The 15,719-nt window shown below is 64.1% G+C and carries 17 protein-coding genes; 8 read left to right on the top strand and 9 right to left on the bottom strand.

The window, feature by feature from the left end; genetic code table 11:
- Positions 1-31 precede the first annotated feature (31 nt).
- The 3 genes from JAB8_RS16045 to JAB8_RS16055 form a co-directional block, all read right to left on the bottom strand.
- On the bottom strand, positions 32-790 hold the full coding sequence (locus tag JAB8_RS16045; RefSeq protein ID WP_083287755.1) for a TorF family putative porin: 759 nt from the start codon (positions 788-790) through the stop codon (positions 32-34).
- 287 nt (positions 791-1,077) lie between these two features.
- Complete coding sequence (locus JAB8_RS16050; RefSeq protein ID WP_070219176.1) at positions 1,078-1,491, bottom strand: hypothetical protein; 414 nt, start codon at positions 1,489-1,491, stop codon at positions 1,078-1,080.
- An 83-nt stretch (positions 1,492-1,574) separates the two neighbouring features.
- Positions 1,575-2,288 carry a FadR/GntR family transcriptional regulator gene (locus tag JAB8_RS16055; protein ID WP_070219177.1) on the bottom strand — a complete coding sequence of 238 codons (714 nt, stop codon included), beginning with the start codon at positions 2,286-2,288 and terminating at the stop codon, positions 1,575-1,577.
- A 139-nt stretch (positions 2,289-2,427) separates the two neighbouring features.
- Between JAB8_RS16055 and JAB8_RS16060 the strand changes: the two genes are divergently transcribed.
- The 4 genes from JAB8_RS16060 to JAB8_RS16075 all read left to right on the top strand — a co-directional run bounded on the left by JAB8_RS16060 (position 2,428) and on the right by JAB8_RS16075 (position 7,179).
- Positions 2,428-3,225, top strand: a complete 798-nt coding sequence (locus tag JAB8_RS16060) for a (Fe-S)-binding protein (RefSeq protein ID WP_070219178.1) — start codon at positions 2,428-2,430, stop codon at positions 3,223-3,225.
- Complete coding sequence (locus JAB8_RS16065; protein WP_070290579.1) at positions 3,222-3,938, top strand: LUD domain-containing protein; 717 nt, start codon at positions 3,222-3,224, stop codon at positions 3,936-3,938. Before JAB8_RS16060 ends, JAB8_RS16065 begins: the two co-directional genes overlap by 4 nt.
- Positions 3,935-5,380 carry a LutB/LldF family L-lactate oxidation iron-sulfur protein gene (locus JAB8_RS16070; RefSeq protein ID WP_070290580.1) on the top strand — a complete coding sequence of 482 codons (1,446 nt, stop codon included), beginning with the start codon at positions 3,935-3,937 and terminating at the stop codon, positions 5,378-5,380. The genes JAB8_RS16065 and JAB8_RS16070 overlap by 4 nt, the downstream gene beginning before the upstream one ends.
- A 92-nt stretch (positions 5,381-5,472) precedes the next feature.
- Positions 5,473-7,179, top strand: coding sequence for a lactate permease LctP family transporter (locus tag JAB8_RS16075; protein WP_070290581.1), 1,707 nt, complete (start codon positions 5,473-5,475; stop codon positions 7,177-7,179).
- Positions 7,180-7,237: 58 nt separating this feature from the next.
- Here JAB8_RS16075 and JAB8_RS16080 read toward each other — a convergent pair whose 3' ends face one another.
- The 3 genes from JAB8_RS16080 to JAB8_RS29115 form a co-directional block, all read right to left on the bottom strand.
- A complete protein-coding gene (locus JAB8_RS16080; protein ID WP_070290604.1) occupies positions 7,238-7,765 on the bottom strand; it encodes an NADPH-dependent FMN reductase in 528 nt (175 codons plus the stop codon).
- A 111-nt stretch (positions 7,766-7,876) separates the two neighbouring features.
- Complete coding sequence (locus JAB8_RS16085; protein WP_080698581.1) at positions 7,877-8,110, bottom strand: DUF3563 family protein; 234 nt, start codon at positions 8,108-8,110, stop codon at positions 7,877-7,879.
- A 99-nt stretch (positions 8,111-8,209) separates the two neighbouring features.
- Positions 8,210-8,440 (bottom strand): hypothetical protein, encoded by a 231-nt coding sequence (locus JAB8_RS29115; RefSeq protein WP_139143068.1) that lies wholly within the window; start codon positions 8,438-8,440, stop codon positions 8,210-8,212.
- A 105-nt stretch (positions 8,441-8,545) separates the two neighbouring features.
- Here JAB8_RS29115 and fucP point away from each other — a divergent pair, with 105 nt between their 5' ends.
- Positions 8,546-9,847, top strand: coding sequence for an L-fucose:H+ symporter permease (gene fucP / locus JAB8_RS16090; RefSeq protein WP_070290605.1), 1,302 nt, complete (start codon positions 8,546-8,548; stop codon positions 9,845-9,847).
- 51 nt (positions 9,848-9,898) lie between these two features.
- On the opposite strand, the gene JAB8_RS16095 is transcribed toward fucP, so the two are convergent.
- The gene (locus JAB8_RS16095; protein ID WP_070290582.1) at positions 9,899-10,792 is read right to left on the bottom strand and encodes a LysR substrate-binding domain-containing protein; all 894 of its coding nucleotides are present in this window, start codon (positions 10,790-10,792) and stop codon (positions 9,899-9,901) included.
- Positions 10,793-10,952: 160 nt separating this feature from the next.
- On the opposite strand from JAB8_RS16095, the gene JAB8_RS16100 reads away from it, so the two are divergent.
- Positions 10,953-12,449 carry a succinate CoA transferase gene (locus JAB8_RS16100; protein WP_070290606.1) on the top strand — a complete coding sequence of 499 codons (1,497 nt, stop codon included), beginning with the start codon at positions 10,953-10,955 and terminating at the stop codon, positions 12,447-12,449.
- Positions 12,450-12,509: 60 nt separating this feature from the next.
- On the opposite strand, the gene JAB8_RS16105 is transcribed toward JAB8_RS16100, so the two are convergent.
- Together JAB8_RS16105 and JAB8_RS16110 are read right to left on the bottom strand one after the other, a co-directional pair.
- Positions 12,510-12,881 carry a hypothetical protein gene (locus tag JAB8_RS16105; RefSeq protein WP_070290583.1) on the bottom strand — a complete coding sequence of 124 codons (372 nt, stop codon included), beginning with the start codon at positions 12,879-12,881 and terminating at the stop codon, positions 12,510-12,512.
- A 96-nt stretch (positions 12,882-12,977) separates the two neighbouring features.
- Entirely contained in the window at positions 12,978-13,640 is a 663-nt protein-coding gene (locus tag JAB8_RS16110; RefSeq protein ID WP_070290584.1) for a TetR/AcrR family transcriptional regulator, read from the bottom strand.
- 299 nt (positions 13,641-13,939) lie between these two features.
- Between JAB8_RS16110 and JAB8_RS16115 the strand changes: the two genes are divergently transcribed.
- Together JAB8_RS16115 and JAB8_RS16120 are read left to right on the top strand one after the other, a co-directional pair.
- Positions 13,940-15,061, top strand: a complete 1,122-nt coding sequence (locus JAB8_RS16115) for a M14-type cytosolic carboxypeptidase (protein ID WP_070290585.1) — start codon at positions 13,940-13,942, stop codon at positions 15,059-15,061.
- Between the two features lie 12 nt (positions 15,062-15,073).
- A complete protein-coding gene (locus tag JAB8_RS16120; protein ID WP_070290607.1) occupies positions 15,074-15,538 on the top strand; it encodes a CYTH domain-containing protein in 465 nt (154 codons plus the stop codon).
- Positions 15,539-15,719: the final 181 nt, after the last annotated feature.

Raw genomic sequence — 15,719 nt, forward strand, 5'->3', positions numbered from 1 at the left:
ATCGGTGCCATGGGCGTCGCGGGTGGCGCGCCTAGAACGTCTTGCTGATGGCCACGACCAGCGTGGCCGCGGCCGGGTTCGACGTGTCGAACTGGCCGGCCGCATTCGGGATGCCCAAGGTGTAATGGTCGTAGGCGTCGGTGGCGCCCCAGGCGCGCGTCACGGCCGCGCTGGCGCTCCAGCCGCCGTCGAAGGCCCTGGTGACGCCCACCTTGGCGTCACGCCAGTTCCAGATGGCATTGCCCGTGCCCGCCACCCGCCCATTGCCGGCGTGCAGGTTCAAGGTCCAGGCATTGCCCAGGTCGACATTCGCGCCCACGTCCAGGTAGCCCGTGCCGCGCGCATGCGTGATGCCGAAGAAGTCCGGCGTGACCGTATGGTTGTACTTGGCGTACAGCATCTTGTAGCTGAGGCCCAGCGACAGTTCGCCATAGTCATACTTGACGCCTGTGGCGCGGTAGACGGCGCCCGGATACTTGTAGTAATACGCGAGCACGCTGTAGCCCAGTTCAGCCACCGTGCCGCTGTAGCCGCCGTACAGATCCCATTCGACGGTCGCATCCTGAATGTAGCGGTCGCTGACGGTGGAAGCCCAGGTGCCGAGCGACCAGCCGCTCGGATGCGCGTAGTCGGCCCCCGCCTGCAGCGCCGGCTTGCCCCAGGTCTGGCGAAAGCCGCGCGAAATGTACTGGGAAGTGAGGCTGGCATTGGCGCTGAAGGTGGCGGCAGGGCTGTCCGTGCTTTGCGCCTGCACGGGCAGGGCGGCCAGCAGGAAGAGGCAGCCGAGCAAGGATGTTCCAGGAAAATAGTGGTGCGATGGCATGGCAGTCAGCTCCGTATTTGCTGGCAGCGGCCGTCCAGGCACGTTGCCCTGATGGTTGCAATAAAAATGCGGAATGGACTTTTGTGGAGGCAAGGCGGACCCTGCCTGCAGGCTCGCATGAACGGGCAGATATTCTCGCTAAACTTAACTGAAAGGATAGGGGTTGGGACTAGTGGAAGTCAACAAAGTTGCGCTACGGAAAACGTAAGTTGTTGTTTCCCGGCACTTTTTCATGTGCCTGTCACATGCGCTTGTTACATTCGCGGCCCGCTACGGCTGGCTGCCTCCTGCAGGCTGGCCAGCAAGCCGGGCAGGGCCGCGTGCAAGGCAGGCAGGTCGCCCGCCGACAGTTCGGCCTGCGTTTCCACCCGGCCCGAAGGCTGGCCCCAGACGACCTGTGCGCTGAGCCGGGCGCCCGACTCGAGTCCCGTGACGCTGACCAGCAGGGCGACTTCTTCCGGGGCATTGTCGGGCACGTCCTCGAGCAGGCAGGAAATGCCGAAATGATAATCGTGGAAGGCGCTGGCCGTGCCGCTGGAAAAGGCGAATACGGAGGCGAGCGCCCGTGGGGCCGCCGCCGCGAGTGCGGGCAGGGCGGCGCGGAACAGGGGCAGCAAGTCGTTTTCCAGCTGGAGCACCAGCGGGTGGGTGTGGACGAGGACGGTCATGGCAGGAGGAAGTCAATGGCGGCGCGCGATGTTAGCAGCTTTCGCCGCCGCTGTGGCCATGGACTGTGGTCCTACCAGTGGCGTCAGTCGTCATCGCTGGTGACGCGCGTGCGCACGAAATCGATGTGGCTTTGCATGGCCGTGCGCGCTTCCTCGGGCTGGCTGGCGCAGATGGCCTCGCACAGCGTGCGGTGCTGCGACAGCAGCTGCAGCGAGGTCGCGTCGTCCTGCTGGCGCAAGCCCGTGCCATTGATGGTGATGTGTTCGCGCAGCATGCCGATGATGCTGGTGTGCAAGTGCAGGAACATGGTGTTGTGCGACGCCTGCGCGATGACTTCATGCAGGCGCGCGTCGGCCTGCGCCTCGCCGTGCTTGTCGTCGCTGGCGCGTGCCTGCTCCAGTTCGGCCAGCAGCGCCATGATCTGCGCGCGCTCGTCGCCGTTGGCCCGCTGCGCCGCGAAATAGGCCGTCGCCCCTTCCAGCACGCGGCGAAATTCCAGGATGTCGTCGCGCAGGGCGGGGTGGTCGGCCACCAGCTGGCTCCACGGTGACGCCATGCCGGTGCGCAATTGATCGGTCACGAACACGCCGGCCCCGCGCCGGCTGCGCACGAGGCCGCGCGCCGCCAGCCGCTGCACCGCTTCGCGCACGGTGTTGCGCGAGACCCCATATTGCAGCGCCAGCAGGCGCTCGGCCGGCAATTGCGCGCCCGCCGGCAAGCTGCCGTCCAGCAGGGCCGTCTCCAGCCTGCGCATCACCATCTCGACCCTGCCCCGCGTTTGCATGCCTGTCGCCATCGATGTCTTCCGGTGTTGTTTTAAAGTGGTCCGAGCAATTTGAAGTGGCTTGCGGAAGCTGGAATTATGCGTGAACCGGTCATTCTTAACAACATACAGCGGCGCCGCAGCAACACACAGAGCGCCTGGAGACACACTCATGCAGCCAGACCCGCGCCAGCCGCGCCACTATCCGCCATCACCACACGAGGTGTACCTGTTCGCCACCTGCCTGGTCGACCTGTTCGTGCCGCAGGCGGGGCTCGACGCGGTGCGCCTGCTGGAACGGGAAGGCTTGCTGGTGCATTATCCGCGCGGCCAGAGCTGTTGCGGCCAGCCCGCCTACAGCAGCGGCAACCCGGAACAGGCGCGTGCCGTGGCGCGCGCCCAGCTCGACCTGTTTGCGCAGCCCTGGCCCGTGATCGTGCCGTCCGGTTCCTGTGCCGGCATGATGCGTCACCACTGGCCGCAGCTGTTCCAGGACGACCCGGTGGCCGGTCCCAAGGCGCTGGAACTGGCCGAGCGCGTGTACGAACTGAGCGAGTTTCTCGTCTGCGTGCTGCAGCTTGACCTGGCGGGCCCGGCCCTGGCCGGCGCCGGGCAGGCCGATGAAAACGTGGTGCTGCATACCTCCTGCGGGGCGCGCCGCGAAATGGGCACGCGCACCCACGGCGTGGCCCTGGTCGACGCCTTGCCCGGCGTGACGCGAATCGAACACCAGCGCGAATCGGAATGCTGCGGCTTCGGCGGCACGTTTTCACTAAAACATCCGGACATTTCCGGCGCCATGGTCAGCGACAAGATCGCTTCGGCCTGCGCCACGGGCTGCGACCGGCTGGTCTCGGCCGACTGCGGCTGCCTGCTCAATATCGGCCACGCCGCCCAGCACCAGGGCGCACCGCTGCCCGTCGAGCACCTGGCCAGCTTTTTGTGGCGCCGCACGGGAGGCGCGCCATGAGTACGGCATTGACTGCCCGCGAACGCATGCTGGGGCGTTTGCGCGCCGCCGCGCCCTCGGCGCCCGAAGCGGTGAATGCCATCGATACGGCCATCGACAATCATTACCAGGCCCGTCGCGCTGCCGCGCCGCTGCCGGCACGGCACAGGATAGCCGCCATGCAGGCAGCCTTGCGCGCTGCGCACGCGGAAGTTGACTGCGTGAGCGCGGACGCCTGGCCGGCCCTGCTGGCGCAGCGCCTCGGTGAACACGGCGTGCGCCGTTTGCTGCTCGATACCGGCAGCGCCGAAGGGCAGGCCTTGCGCGCCGCCTTGCCGCAGGGCGTGGTAGCGCTGTCTTTTGACCGTCCGCTGGCGCAGTGGAAGGGCGAATTGTTCGACACCGTCGACGCGGGGTTGACCGTCGCCCGTTCCGGCATCGCCGCCACGGGCACCCTGGTCATTGCGCCCGATGCGGCCACGCCGCGCACGGTGTCCTTGGCGCCGCCCTTGCACATCTGCCTCGTGTATGCGAGCAGCCTGCACGTGGACTTGCACGCGGCGGCGCGCGCCGAACGCTGGGCGGACGGCATGCCGGCCAACCTGGTGCTGGTGTCGGGGCCCTCGAAAACGTCGGATATCCAGCAAACCCTCGCGTATGGCGCGCATGGCCCGCGCTGGCTGTGGGTATTGATCATCGACGACTTGCCAGCCCACGAAGGAGGCCAGCCATGAACGCCAAGCCCCTGCAATTCGTCAAGCCGGCGGACTTTCATGCGCGCGCCCGCGCCGCGCTGGACGACCCGAAACTGCGCCAGAGCTTTCGCGGCGCCATGGATTTTTTACAGGACAAGCGCAGCGCTCAATTTCCCGACGGCGACGAGCTGGAACGTCTGCGCGACATCGGCGAAGCCGTGCGCCGGCACGCGCTGGCGCGTCTGCCCGATTTGCTGGTGCAGCTGGAGGAGCGGCTGACAGCGGCCGGCGTGCAGGTGCACTGGGCCGAGGATGGCGAGCAGGCCAACGCCATCATCCACGCCATCGCACAGCGCAATCAGGCGACGCGCTTCATCAAGGGCAAGTCGATGGCCAGCGAGGAAATCGAGCTCAATCACTACCTGGAAGCGCGCGGCATGCGCTGCCTGGAGTCTGACATGGGCGAGTACATCGTCCAGCTGGCAGGCGAAAAGCCGTCGCACATCGTCATGCCGGCCATCCACAAGACCAAGGCCGACATCGCCGGCCTGTTCGCCGAGCACATTCCCGATGCGCCCTACACGGAAGACGTCGACAGCCTGATCCAGACGGGGCGGCGCGCCCTGCGCCAGGCTTTCGTCGAGGCGGACATCGGCCTGTCGGGCGTGAACTTTGCGGCGGCCGACACGGGCACTCTGTGGCTGGTGGAAAACGAGGGCAATGGCCGGCTGACGACGTCCGTGCCGGAGGTCCACATCGCCATCATGGGCATGGAAAAAGTGGTGGCCAAGCTCGAACACATCGTGCCGCTGGCCAGCCTGCTGACGCGTTCGGCGACGGGCCAGGCCATCACCACGTATTTCAACCTGATTTCCGGCCCGCGCCGCGCCGGTGAACTAGATGGCCCGCGCGAAGTGCATCTGGTCTTGCTCGACAACGGCCGCAGCCAGGCCTATGCCGACGAGCAGCTGCGCGCCACCCTGCAATGCATACGCTGCGGCGCCTGCATGAACCACTGCCCCGTCTATACGCGCATCGGCGGCCACGCCTACGGCACCACGTATCCGGGACCGATCGGCAAGATCATTTCGCCCCACTTGCTGGGCCTCGCTGCGACGGCGGACCTGGCCACCGCATCGAGCCTGTGCGGCGCCTGCGGCGAAGTGTGCCCCGTGCGCATCCCGATTCCACAGCTGCTGGTGCGCCTGCGCACGGAAGCGAACCGCAATCCTGACGAACAGGTGGCGCATCCGCTGCGCGGGCAGGGGGCCAAGTTCAGCCGCGGCGAAAGCCTGATCTGGCGCTTCTGGAGCGGCGCCTTCGCGCGCCCCGCCAGCTACCGTTTGTTCCGCTGGGTCGCCACGCGGCTGCGGCTGCTGACGCCGCGCGCGCAACTGGGCTGGACGCAGCACCGCAAGCCTTTACAACCGGCGCCGCGCAGCCTGGCCGACCTGCTCAACGCACGGGGGCAGGAAGAATAGCGACGCCCCCCATACCGCAAAAAACACGCTGCACACAATTACATCAAAAGCCGTTTTTTCATTCAACCCGCATCCACCGGAGGAGACCCGACATGCAAACCTGGACCCAACTTTATACACCGCTCGGCAGCCTGTGGCTGTCGTCGCTGGTGGCAGCCGTTCCCATCATTTTCTTCTTCATCGCCCTGGCGGCGCTGCGCATCAAGGGCCATGTGGCGGCCGCCGTCACCCTGGCGCTGGCGCTGGCCGTGGCCATCTTCGCGTATGGCATGCCCGTGCCGCAGGCGCTGGCGGCGGCCGGTTACGGTTTTGCGTATGGCTTGTGGCCCATCGCCTGGATCATCGTCACGGCCGTCTTCCTGTATAAAATCGTCGTCAAGACAGGGCAGATCGAGATCATCCGCGCCTCCGTGCTGTCGGTGACGGACGACCAGCGCCTGCAGGTGCTGCTGATCGGCTTTGCCTTCGGCGCCTTCCTGGAAGGGGCCGCCGGTTTCGGCGCGCCCGTCGCCATCACGTCGGCGCTGCTGGTGGGCCTGGGCTTCAACCCGCTGTACGCGGCGGGCCTGTGCCTGATCGCCAACACGGCGCCCGTGGCCTTCGGCGCCATGGGCATCCCCATCATCGTGGCGGGCCAGGTGACGGGCATCGACCCCTTCCTGATCGGCGCCATGGCGGGCCGCCAGTTGCCGTTGCTGTCGCTGCTGGTGCCGTTCTGGCTGGTCTTCATGATGGATGGTTTGCGCGGCGTGCGCGAAGTGTGGCCGGCCGCCCTGGTGACGGGTTTCAGTTTTGCCGTGACCCAGTACTTCACGTCGAACCATATCGGCCCCGAGCTGCCGGACATCACCTCGGCCCTCGTCAGCCTGGTGTCGCTGACCCTGTTCCTGAAGGTGTGGCAGCCGAAGAATGCGAAAGTGGCCCACGCCGTCGGCGGCGGCACGGCCGCGCTGTCCGGTTTTGGCGGCGCGGGCGGCGCTGCGGACCTGCGCGGCGGCGGCAACCGCGCCGCTTCGCCTTACACGACGGCGCAGACCATGCGCGCCTGGGCGCCGTTCGGCCTGTTGACGGCCATCGTCACCGTGTGGAGCCTGCCCGGCTTCAAGGCCCTGTTTGCCGCCGGCGGCGCGCTGTCTGGCCTGGTCATCAAGATCCACGTGCCCTATCTCGATAAACTGGTGATGAAGACCATGCCCATCGTGGCGGAACCGAAAGCGTATGACGCCGTGTTCAAGCTCGATCTGCTGTCGGCCGTGGGCACGGCGATCTTGCTGACGGCCGTGCTGTCGATGCTGATGCTGCGCATGAAGCCGCGCGATGGCTGGAAGGCGTTTGTGGAAACCGTGGTGGAATTGCGCCGTCCCGTGCTCTCGATCGGCCTGGTGCTGGCGTTTGCCTTCGTTGCCAATTACTCAGGCATGTCGTCCACGCTGGCCCTGCTGCTGGCCGGCAGCGGCGCCGCCTTCCCGTTCTTTTCGCCGTTCCTGGGCTGGCTGGGCGTCTTCCTGACGGGCTCCGACACCTCGTCGAACGCCCTGTTCTGCTCACTGCAAAACACGACGGCGCACCAGATCGGCGTGTCCGACACCTTGATGGTGGCGGCCAATACGACGGGCGGCGTGACGGCGAAGATGATCTCGCCCCAGTCGATCGCCGTCGCCTGCGCGGCAACGGGCCTGGTGGGCAAGGAATCGGACCTGTTCCGCTTTACCTTGAAGCACAGCCTGTTGTTTGCCGTGATCATCGGCATCATCACCATGCTGCAAGCCTACGTGTTTACCGGCATGATCCCGCATTGAGCGGTCCGTAGAAGTACGTAGTAAAACTAGATGAATTGATAGTAAAACGTGCAGACGGTCATGAAAATGACCTGATGCGCTGCAACATGTCGAGGATGGTCCGGCGCAATGCCGGGTCTGCGGCGATGCCGTCCGCATCGAGTCCCGACCCCAGCAGGGGCAGGCTGATGCAGGCCTCGTCGATCACGCGCGCCGACATGGTGCGCACCGTTTCGCGCAGTGCCGCCTGCGCGTGCGTGGCGCGCGGCGAGGCGTTCAGCAGCACCAGCGGCTTGTCGATGAACGATTCATTTCCCACCATCCAATCCAGCGCATTCTTCATGGGCCCGCTCACGCCGTGCGCATACTCGGGGCTGGCCAGCATCAGCACGTCGGCCGCCAGGATGGCGTCGCGCAGACCCGTCACGGCGGGCAGGCTGTCGGCGTCGAGGTCAGGATTGAACAGCGGCAGTTCACCGAGTCCCGGATGGATGCGGATGTCGAATGACGGCGGGGCAAGCCGGGCAATGGCGCGCAGCAGGGCGGTGTTCAGCGAGGCGGCGCGCAGGCTGCCGGCGATGGCGAGGATGGTAATGGGCGTTTGCATCCCGCCTGTATAGCCCATCCTGTGCTCAAGCGCAAGGCGAGCAGGATGGCGCTATCGATGTTGCAACAGCCGATGACGGGCTGTGACGAGTGGCTGGGTATTACGGCACTCTTAACGGCTCAGACCGCTCATCCAGCTTGGCTGCGGGTTGGCACGGGCCAGTTCGCGCATGCGGTATTCCAGATCGTAACGGTCGGTCGATTCGGCCAGGTAGGCTTCTTCGTAAGCGCGCTCGCGGCGGTCGCTGCTTTGGTTCAGCCAGGCACCGACGCGTTTTGCGGCGTGGACCAGGGTGGCGACGATATTGCTGTTTTGCGTGGTGTGGTAAGTAAATGCGGTAGACATGGCAGACTCCTTATGTGGCGTGCCGCGTTGTGCTGCACTGCAATATAAGTATAGCGACTCCAAGTTATAAGGCTACTTTTGATTTCAAATGTCAGCTATTCAATTTTGAAATAACAGTCGGGAAAGCTGCGCAATACGGGGCTTTAAGGCATAATGCGGGCGCAGTATCGTAGTTTTACTACAAGACTGTTTTGCCCCGAATGTTGTTTTCAGACGCAGCCCGCAGGCGTGCCGCGCCCACAAGACATCATTCTGGCGAGAAACGGTCGGCCGTGCGCCTGCCGCGCGCAAGAAGCGCCAAGCCTGCCCCATTTCGTTGATGGCAGTCATGGCCCACGCTGATATCTGCGTGGCGCTTGCGCGTCCTGGTGCTGCCCGGGTGGAAACGCTTCCATGCCTGGCAAGATCAACTTGGAATTGAAAAATGGAGAAGGTATGGAATACGTAAAGCAAGGCCAGGGCGTCCAGTCCGCGCAGGCCGGCACGCAAAACAATACAGGCGCCCTGATCATTGTCACGGTCCTGTTTTTCATGTGGGGACTGCTGACCTCGCTTAATGATGTGCTGATTCCCCATCTGCGCTCGATCTACACCTTGACCTATGTCCAGGCGATGCTGGTGCAGTTCTGCTTCTTTGGCGCCTACGCCATCGTTTCGCTGCCCGCCGGCATGCTGATCAAGAAAATCGGCTACCAGCGCGGCGTCGTCGCCGGCCTGCTGATCGCCGCCGCCGGCTGCGCCATGTTCTACCCGGCCTCGACCGGCAGCTATGCGCTGTTCCTGTTGTCCTTCTTCATCCTGGCGGCCGGCATCACCGTGCTGCAGGTGGCCGCCAACCCGTACGTGACGGAACTGGGCGACCCGCAGACGGCGTCGAGCCGATTGACCCTGACGCAGGCGTTCAATGCGCTGGGCACCACCGTGGCGCCTGCGCTGGGCGGCATGCTGATTTTGTCCGGCACCGTGCTGACGGTGCAGCAGTTCGACCTGCTGCCGGCGGCCGAGCAACTGGCCTACCGCGCCAAGGAAGCCGCTTCCGTGCAAGGCCCGTACCTGGTACTGGCTGCCACCCTGGTGATCCTGGCCGTGCTGTTCGCGCTGGCCAAACTGCCGAAGATTTCGCATGCCGACGATGCGGCCGCCCTGGCGCAGGACGGCAACAAGGTCTCGATCTGGTCGCACCGCCACCTGGTGCTGGGCGCGCTGGCCATCTTCCTGTACGTGGGCGGTGAAGTGAGCATCGGCAGCTTCCTGATCAACTTCCTGGGCGAGAGCCACATCGCGGGCCTCAGCCACGCCGACGCCGCCTATTTCGTCAGCTATTACTGGGGCGGCGCCATGCTGGGCCGCTTCGTCGGCTTTGCCGTGATGCGCTATGTCAGCCCGGGCAAGACCCTGGCCTTCAACGCCGCCGTCGTCATCGCGCTGATCCTCGTCGCCGTGTTCTCCAGCGGTCACACGGCCATGTGGGCATTGATCGCCGTCGGCCTGTTCAACTCCATCATGTTCCCGACCATCTTCAGCATGGCCTTGAACAAGCTGGGCGCGCAAACGGGGCAAGGTTCGGGCATCCTGTGCATGGCCATCGTCGGCGGCGCCATCGTGCCGTTCATCCAGGGCTTCCTGGCCGACCACATCAACCTGCAACTGTCGTTCCTCGTGCCGGCCCTGTGCTACACGTTTATTTTGTACTTCGGCTGGAAGTACGCCAGCATGTACAGCGACGACGCCAAGTAAACAAGGTAGCGTTATCAACATAAAGGGTGGCCTCGGCCACCCTTTTTTACGTCAGTGCGCGAACTGCGTGCCCAGCACGTCCTGGCACACCTCGAGCCAGGCGCGCGCCGCGTGCGACAGATAGCGCCCGCTCCAGACGTGCGCCACCTGCCACGCCACCTCCGGCTCGACGAGGCGCACCGTCTCCAACGGTTCGCCGGCCAGGCGGTGGATGAACGGCTCGGGCAGCAGGGCCACGCCCAGTCCCGCCGAGGCCATCGCCACCAGCCAGTCCCACTGGCCGCTCTGCGCGGCGATGGTTGGCGCGAAGCCCGCCTGCGCGAAATGCTGGCGCAGGCTGCGCGTGAGCGCGAAATCATCCTTGAGTAAGACCAGCGGCAGCTCGGCCAGCGCCTTGAAGGGCAGCGTCGTGCGGTTTTTCTGGAACGTGCCCGGCTCGGCCAGGGCCCAGATCGGGTAGCTGGCCACTTCCACGGCCACGAGGTCGAGTTCCGGGTCTGCCGGCAGCACCGTCATGCCGATTTCCAGTTCGCCGGCCGCCACCTTGCGTTCGATCTGCTGGCCCGTGTCTTCCTGCAGGGTCAGGCTGATGTGCGGATGGCGCGCGCGGAAGGCTTTTAATACAGGGGTAAACAGCACATTGATCATGGGCGGGATGCCCACCGTCAGGCTGCCGCGCTGCAAGGCCTGCGTGTCGCGCACTTCCAGGGTCAGCTGGCGCATGTTTGCCAGCATTTCCTGGCCGTGCTGGTAGACGATGCGGCCCGTGTCCGTCAGGGTCAGCTTGCGCCCGTCGCGCACCAGCAGCTGCGCGCCCACTTCATCTTCCAGCTGGCGCACCATCTTGCTGATGGTCGACTGGGTCAGGTGCAGCGATTCGGCCGCCTGCGTAAAGCTCGACAGGCGCACGGTTTCGACGAAATAGCGCAGGGAACGGATATCCAAGAGGGTGCTCGGCAGTGGCGCGACATGAAAATATCGACTGGATGTGGCGAAATTAATTCATGCCATGCATGTAAGCGGGATTTTATACTGAAACCACTTATGGGGTTGGTGTATGACAGCCATCCAGTTTGAGAATATTAAGAATATCAGGAGCATCACGATGTACGAGGACCGTATCCGCCACCCAGGCTTGCTCAGCAAAATCATGAGCGCCGACGAGGCAGCCAAATTGTTCCACAGCGGCATGCGTGTCGGCATGAGCGGCTTTACCCGTGCCGGCGACGCCAAGGCCTTGCCGCGCGCCCTGGCCGAGCGTGCCCTGCAAGGCCCCTTGAGCCTGACCCTGATCACGGGCGCTTCGCTGGGCAATGGCAGCGACGGCCTGATGGCCGAAGCGGGCGTGCTGGCGCGCCGCATGCCGTTCCAGGTCGACCCGGTCTTGCGCGGCAAGATCAACAAGGGCGAAGTCATGTTCATCGACCAGCATCTGTCGGAAACGGCTGAGCAGCTGCGCTCGGGCAACCTGGCTGCCGTCGACATCGCCGTCATCGAAGCGACGGCCATCACGGCGGCCGGCGCCATCATCCCGACCATGTCGGTGGGCAACTCCGCCGCCTTCGCCCAGCAGGCGAAGCAAGTCATCATCGAAATCAACCTGTCCACGCCGCTGGCGCTGGAAGGCTTGCACGACATCTATATTCCGCATACCTTGCCGGGCCGGGAACCGATACCCCTCACGCGTGTCGACCAGCGCCTGGGCAGCACAGCCATCGCCATCGACCCGGCCCGCATCGCCGCCATCGTCATCACGGACAGCCCCGACAGCCCGTCGAACGCCTTGCCGCCCGACGCGGAAACGCAGGCGATCGCCGGCCATGTAATTGCCTTCCTCGAAGGCGAAGTGGCGGCCGGGCGCATGGGGCCGGAATTGCTGCCGCTGCAGGCGGGTATCGGCACCATCGCCAATGCCGTGCTGCATGGCCTGATCGGTTCGCCCTTCCAGAACATGACGATGTATTCGGAAGTGCTGCAGGACAGCGCCATCGAACTGCTCGATTCGGGCCAGCTGGCGTTCGCCTCGGCTTCGTCGATCACCCTGTCGGCCGCCGTGCACCAGAAGTTGATGGACAATATCGACCATTACCGCTCGAAAATCGTGCTGCGCCCGCAAGAGATCAGCAACCATCCGGAAATCGTGCGCCGCCTGGGCATCATCGCCCTGAATACGGCGCTGGAGTTCGATATCTATGGCAACGTCAATTCCACGCACGTGTGCGGCACGCACATGATGAACGGCATCGGCGGCTCGGGCGACTTCGCGCGCAACGGGCAAGTGTCGATGTTTGTGTCGAAATCGGCGGCCAAGGGCGGGCGCATTTCCAGCGTCGTGCCGATGGTCTCGCATGTCGACCATACGGAGCATGACGTCGACGTGCTGGTGACGGAGTGGGGCTATGCGGATTTGCGTGGCCTGGCGCCGCGCGAACGGGCGCCGCTGATCATCGAGCGCTGCACGCATCCCGCTTACCGCGATCAATTGCGCGCGTATTACGACGCGGCATGCCAGCGCGGTGGCCATACGCCGCACATCCTGGAACAGGCGCTGTCGTGGCATACGCGCTATCAGGAAACGCAGAGCATGCTGGCAGCGCAGTAGTTTGCGTCAGCGTAAACACAGGGCAGGGCGGTGCGGCACCGCGCCTGCCTTTTTCACAATTCAATACATATGCAGCGCCTTGGCGCCCAGGCCCAGCAGGGCAAACGTGGTGGTGGCCTGGATGCCCATGAACCACAGGAAGTGAGTGTGCATGTGTTTGCGGATGTCGCCCAGTTCCGTGCGCAAGGCGTGGCAGTCGCCGCGCAGGTCGCCGCGAAATTGCGTCAGGTCGGCCCGCAGCAGCTGCGACTCGTCGCGCAATTCCACACGCACGTTGTCCAGGCCTTCGCCAAGACGCTGTTCCAGGGTCTTGAACCATAGCCGGTCATGTTCCCGGTCCGTTTCCAGTTTTGTCAGGCGCGCTTCCATGCGTACAGCATTGTTCGCGCTTTGCTGTTTGTCAAGCCGGTCCGTGGCATAGGCTTCGTTCATCTCGCACTCCTTCGCGCGAGCCGCGCTGCACCAGCGCAGGCGGCGTCACCCCACTGTCCGCCTTTTCCGTCCGGGCGGTTTGCGCTGGGTCAAACGTCACGAGGACGGTGCAAAGCGCAGGCGGATGCCTGCCGTGACGACAGCGAGCAGGTCGTCGATATGTGCGTTCATTTCCAGGTGCGGCGTCCATGGGTCGCCCGCATCCATGACGATGCGCAGGGAAACGAGGCCGTGCAGAGACTGCCAAAAGATTTGCGTCATCGTGTGCAGCGCCGGCTCGTCCTGGCGTACCTGACCCGCCTGCGCCAGTTCGCCGAACAGGTGCAGCGCGTAGGCATATGGGTCTTGCTCGATATTGCCGTGTTCCACTTCGACGGCGTCGACCTCCGCGTGCGGACGCAGCTCCATGAAGATCAGCGAATACTCGTCCGGATGCTGGAAGCCGTACTCGATGTAGGCGCGGCCGACCAGGCTGATGCGTTCCCATGGGTCCATGCTGTTGGCGCAGGCGGTGCGAATGGCGCGTACCAGTTCCAGCAAATCCTTGTCCATGGCCTGGGCGATCAGGGTGGCCTTGTCGCGGAACAGGGCGTACACGACGGTGGTGGAAAATCCTGCCGCCTCGGCCACCTTGCGGATGGAGACGGCGCGCGCGCCACCCTTTTTGATGAGGTCTTTGACGACGTCGATGATGTGTTCGCGCCGCGCCTGCGCCTCGCGCAACTTTCTTTCCTGAATATTGGTCAACTTCTTGTCCACGACTCTTTCCTGGCGACTCTATGAAAGCAGGAATTATAGGGGCGCGATGGCCCGCTAATGTGTCTGGCATTGTTACAATTCAGTTTTTTGTCCGGTGGATGCGACAGTAGACCGATTTTTCGCGCTTTTGACCCCCGCTTTTCCATCGATGCCCCGGAATGGTGCACGAATCGGCTGGCCAGGCTTTGCGAACGGGGACAAAGGGCGGAAAATAGAGGGATAGCTTACACTGCGTTTAGCGCAACGGCGGCCGCCCGCGAGGCGACGCCGGCACACTTACATTCGGACGGGATCATTACATGACCATTAAAATCAGCCAGAACTTCGACTCGGGCGCCATCGACGTGGTGAGCGCCACCAGCGCCGGCGCCATCGACCTGAACTTGCGCAAGGATAGCCACGCCGACATCCACCAGTGGTTCCACTTCCGCCTGCAGGGCGCGCGCGGCCAGGCATGCACGATGCGCTTCCTGAACGCGGGCCAGGCCACCTATCCGGCCGGCTATGAAGACTACCAGGCCGTGGCCAGCTACGACAGCGAAAACTGGTTCCGCGTGCCGACGACGTTCGACGGCCAGGTCATGACGATCTCGCACACGCCGGAACTTGACAGCGTGTACTACGCCTACTTCGAACCGTACTCGTGGGAACGCCATTTGCGCCTGCTGGGCGAAGTGGCCGAGCATCCGCTGGCGCGCGTATCGGACCTGGGCAGCACGGTCGATGGCCGCGACATGAACATGGTTACCATCGGCAATCCGCAGGCGGAAAAGAAAATCTGGGTCATCGCGCGCCAGCATCCGGGCGAATCGATGGCCGAATGGTTCGTCGAAGGCTTGATCGACTCGCTGCTCGACGACGCCAACCCGATCGCACGCAAACTCTTGCAGCGCGCCGTGTTCCACATCGTGCCGAACATGAACCCGGACGGCTCGATTCGCGGCAACCTGCGCACGAATGCGGCTGGCGCCAACCTGAACCGCGAATGGATGACGCCATCGCTGGAATCGAGCCCGGAAGTGCTGTGCGTGAAAAACAAGATCCACGAAACGGGCGTCGACATGTTCTTCGACATCCACGGCGATGAAGCGCTGCCGTACAACTTTGTGGCCGGCAACGAAATGCTGGAAAACTTCACGTCGGCGCAAGCGGCGCACCAGAAAGCCTTTATCGAGCGCTACAAGCAGGCCAGCCCCGATTTCCAGGACAAGTTCGGCTATGCGGCCAGCAAGTACAAGTCGGACATGCTGACCCTTGCGTCGAAATACATCGGCCACCACTTCGGCTGCCTGGCGCTGACGCTGGAAATGCCGTTCAAGGAAAATGCCGACTTGCCGGACCCAAGCGTGGGCTGGAACGGCGCGCGCAGCGCGGCCCTGGGTGCGGCCATGCTGCAGCCTATCCTGCTGTCGCTGGATTGAGCGGCGTTGATCATGGGCGTCGAGATCGAGCGTAAATTCCTGCTGGCCGGCGACGCCTGGCGCGGCCTGGGGCAGACAGTACTGCTGCGCCAGGGCTACCTGTCGTCCGCGCGCGAGCGCGTGGTGCGGGTGCGCATCGAGGGCGAACAGGCGATGCTGACCATCAAGGGCGCCAATGTGGGGGCGACGCGCGGCGAGTGGGAGTATCCGATCCCGCTGGCCGACGCCGTCGAACTGCTCGACGGCCTGTGCGAACAGCCGCTGATCGAAAAGTACCGCCACCGCATCGAACACGCGGGCATGGTGTGGGAAGTCGACGAGTTCCTGGGCGTCAATGCGGGCTTGCTCGTGGCCGAGATCGAACTGGCCTCGGAAGACCAGCCCTTCGAGAAGCCGGAATGGATAGGCGCGGAAGTGTCGGGCGATGCGCGCTACTACAATGCCAACCTGATCCGCCACCCGTTCTCGCAGTGGTGATAGTGTTTTAAATGACGTTGAAATGAAAAAGGCGGAACCGGGGTTCCGCCTTTTTTATGCGCCAACGCTGTTGTCGGATTACGCCGTTCCGGCTAATCCGACCTACGGCCTGCCTTTCAACCATTGTATCGACACCTATTGCATCGACACCTCTTCAAACCGTAGTCGGATTACGCCGTTC

It is taken from the genome of Janthinobacterium sp. HH106, assembly GCF_001758725.1.
Lineage (GTDB): Bacteria > Pseudomonadota > Gammaproteobacteria > Burkholderiales > Burkholderiaceae_D > Janthinobacterium.

Bases quoted from the DNA above. Each gene is read 5' to 3' on its own strand.
- JAB8_RS16050 (WP_070219176.1), bottom strand. From the start codon at position 1,491: ATGACCGTCCTCGTCCACACCCACCCGCTGGTGCTCCAGCTGGAAAAC.
- JAB8_RS16055 (WP_070219177.1), bottom strand. From the start codon at position 2,288: ATGGCGACAGGCATGCAAACGCGGGGCAGGGTCGAGATGGTGATGCGC.
- JAB8_RS16060 (WP_070219178.1), top strand. From the start codon at position 2,428: ATGCAGCCAGACCCGCGCCAGCCGCGCCACTATCCGCCATCACCACAC.
- JAB8_RS16065 (WP_070290579.1), top strand. From the start codon at position 3,222: ATGAGTACGGCATTGACTGCCCGCGAACGCATGCTGGGGCGTTTGCGC.
- JAB8_RS16070 (WP_070290580.1), top strand. From the start codon at position 3,935: ATGAACGCCAAGCCCCTGCAATTCGTCAAGCCGGCGGACTTTCATGCG.
- JAB8_RS16075 (WP_070290581.1), top strand. From the start codon at position 5,473: ATGCAAACCTGGACCCAACTTTATACACCGCTCGGCAGCCTGTGGCTG.
- JAB8_RS16080 (WP_070290604.1), bottom strand. From the start codon at position 7,765: ATGCAAACGCCCATTACCATCCTCGCCATCGCCGGCAGCCTGCGCGCC.
- JAB8_RS16085 (WP_080698581.1), bottom strand. From the start codon at position 8,110: ATGTCTACCGCATTTACTTACCACACCACGCAAAACAGCAATATCGTC.
- JAB8_RS29115 (WP_139143068.1), bottom strand. From the start codon at position 8,440: ATGACTGCCATCAACGAAATGGGGCAGGCTTGGCGCTTCTTGCGCGCG.
- fucP (WP_070290605.1), top strand. From the start codon at position 8,546: ATGGAATACGTAAAGCAAGGCCAGGGCGTCCAGTCCGCGCAGGCCGGC.
- JAB8_RS16100 (WP_070290606.1), top strand. From the start codon at position 10,953: ATGTACGAGGACCGTATCCGCCACCCAGGCTTGCTCAGCAAAATCATG.
- JAB8_RS16105 (WP_070290583.1), bottom strand. From the start codon at position 12,881: ATGAACGAAGCCTATGCCACGGACCGGCTTGACAAACAGCAAAGCGCG.
- JAB8_RS16115 (WP_070290585.1), top strand. From the start codon at position 13,940: ATGACCATTAAAATCAGCCAGAACTTCGACTCGGGCGCCATCGACGTG.
- JAB8_RS16120 (WP_070290607.1), top strand. From the start codon at position 15,074: ATGGGCGTCGAGATCGAGCGTAAATTCCTGCTGGCCGGCGACGCCTGG.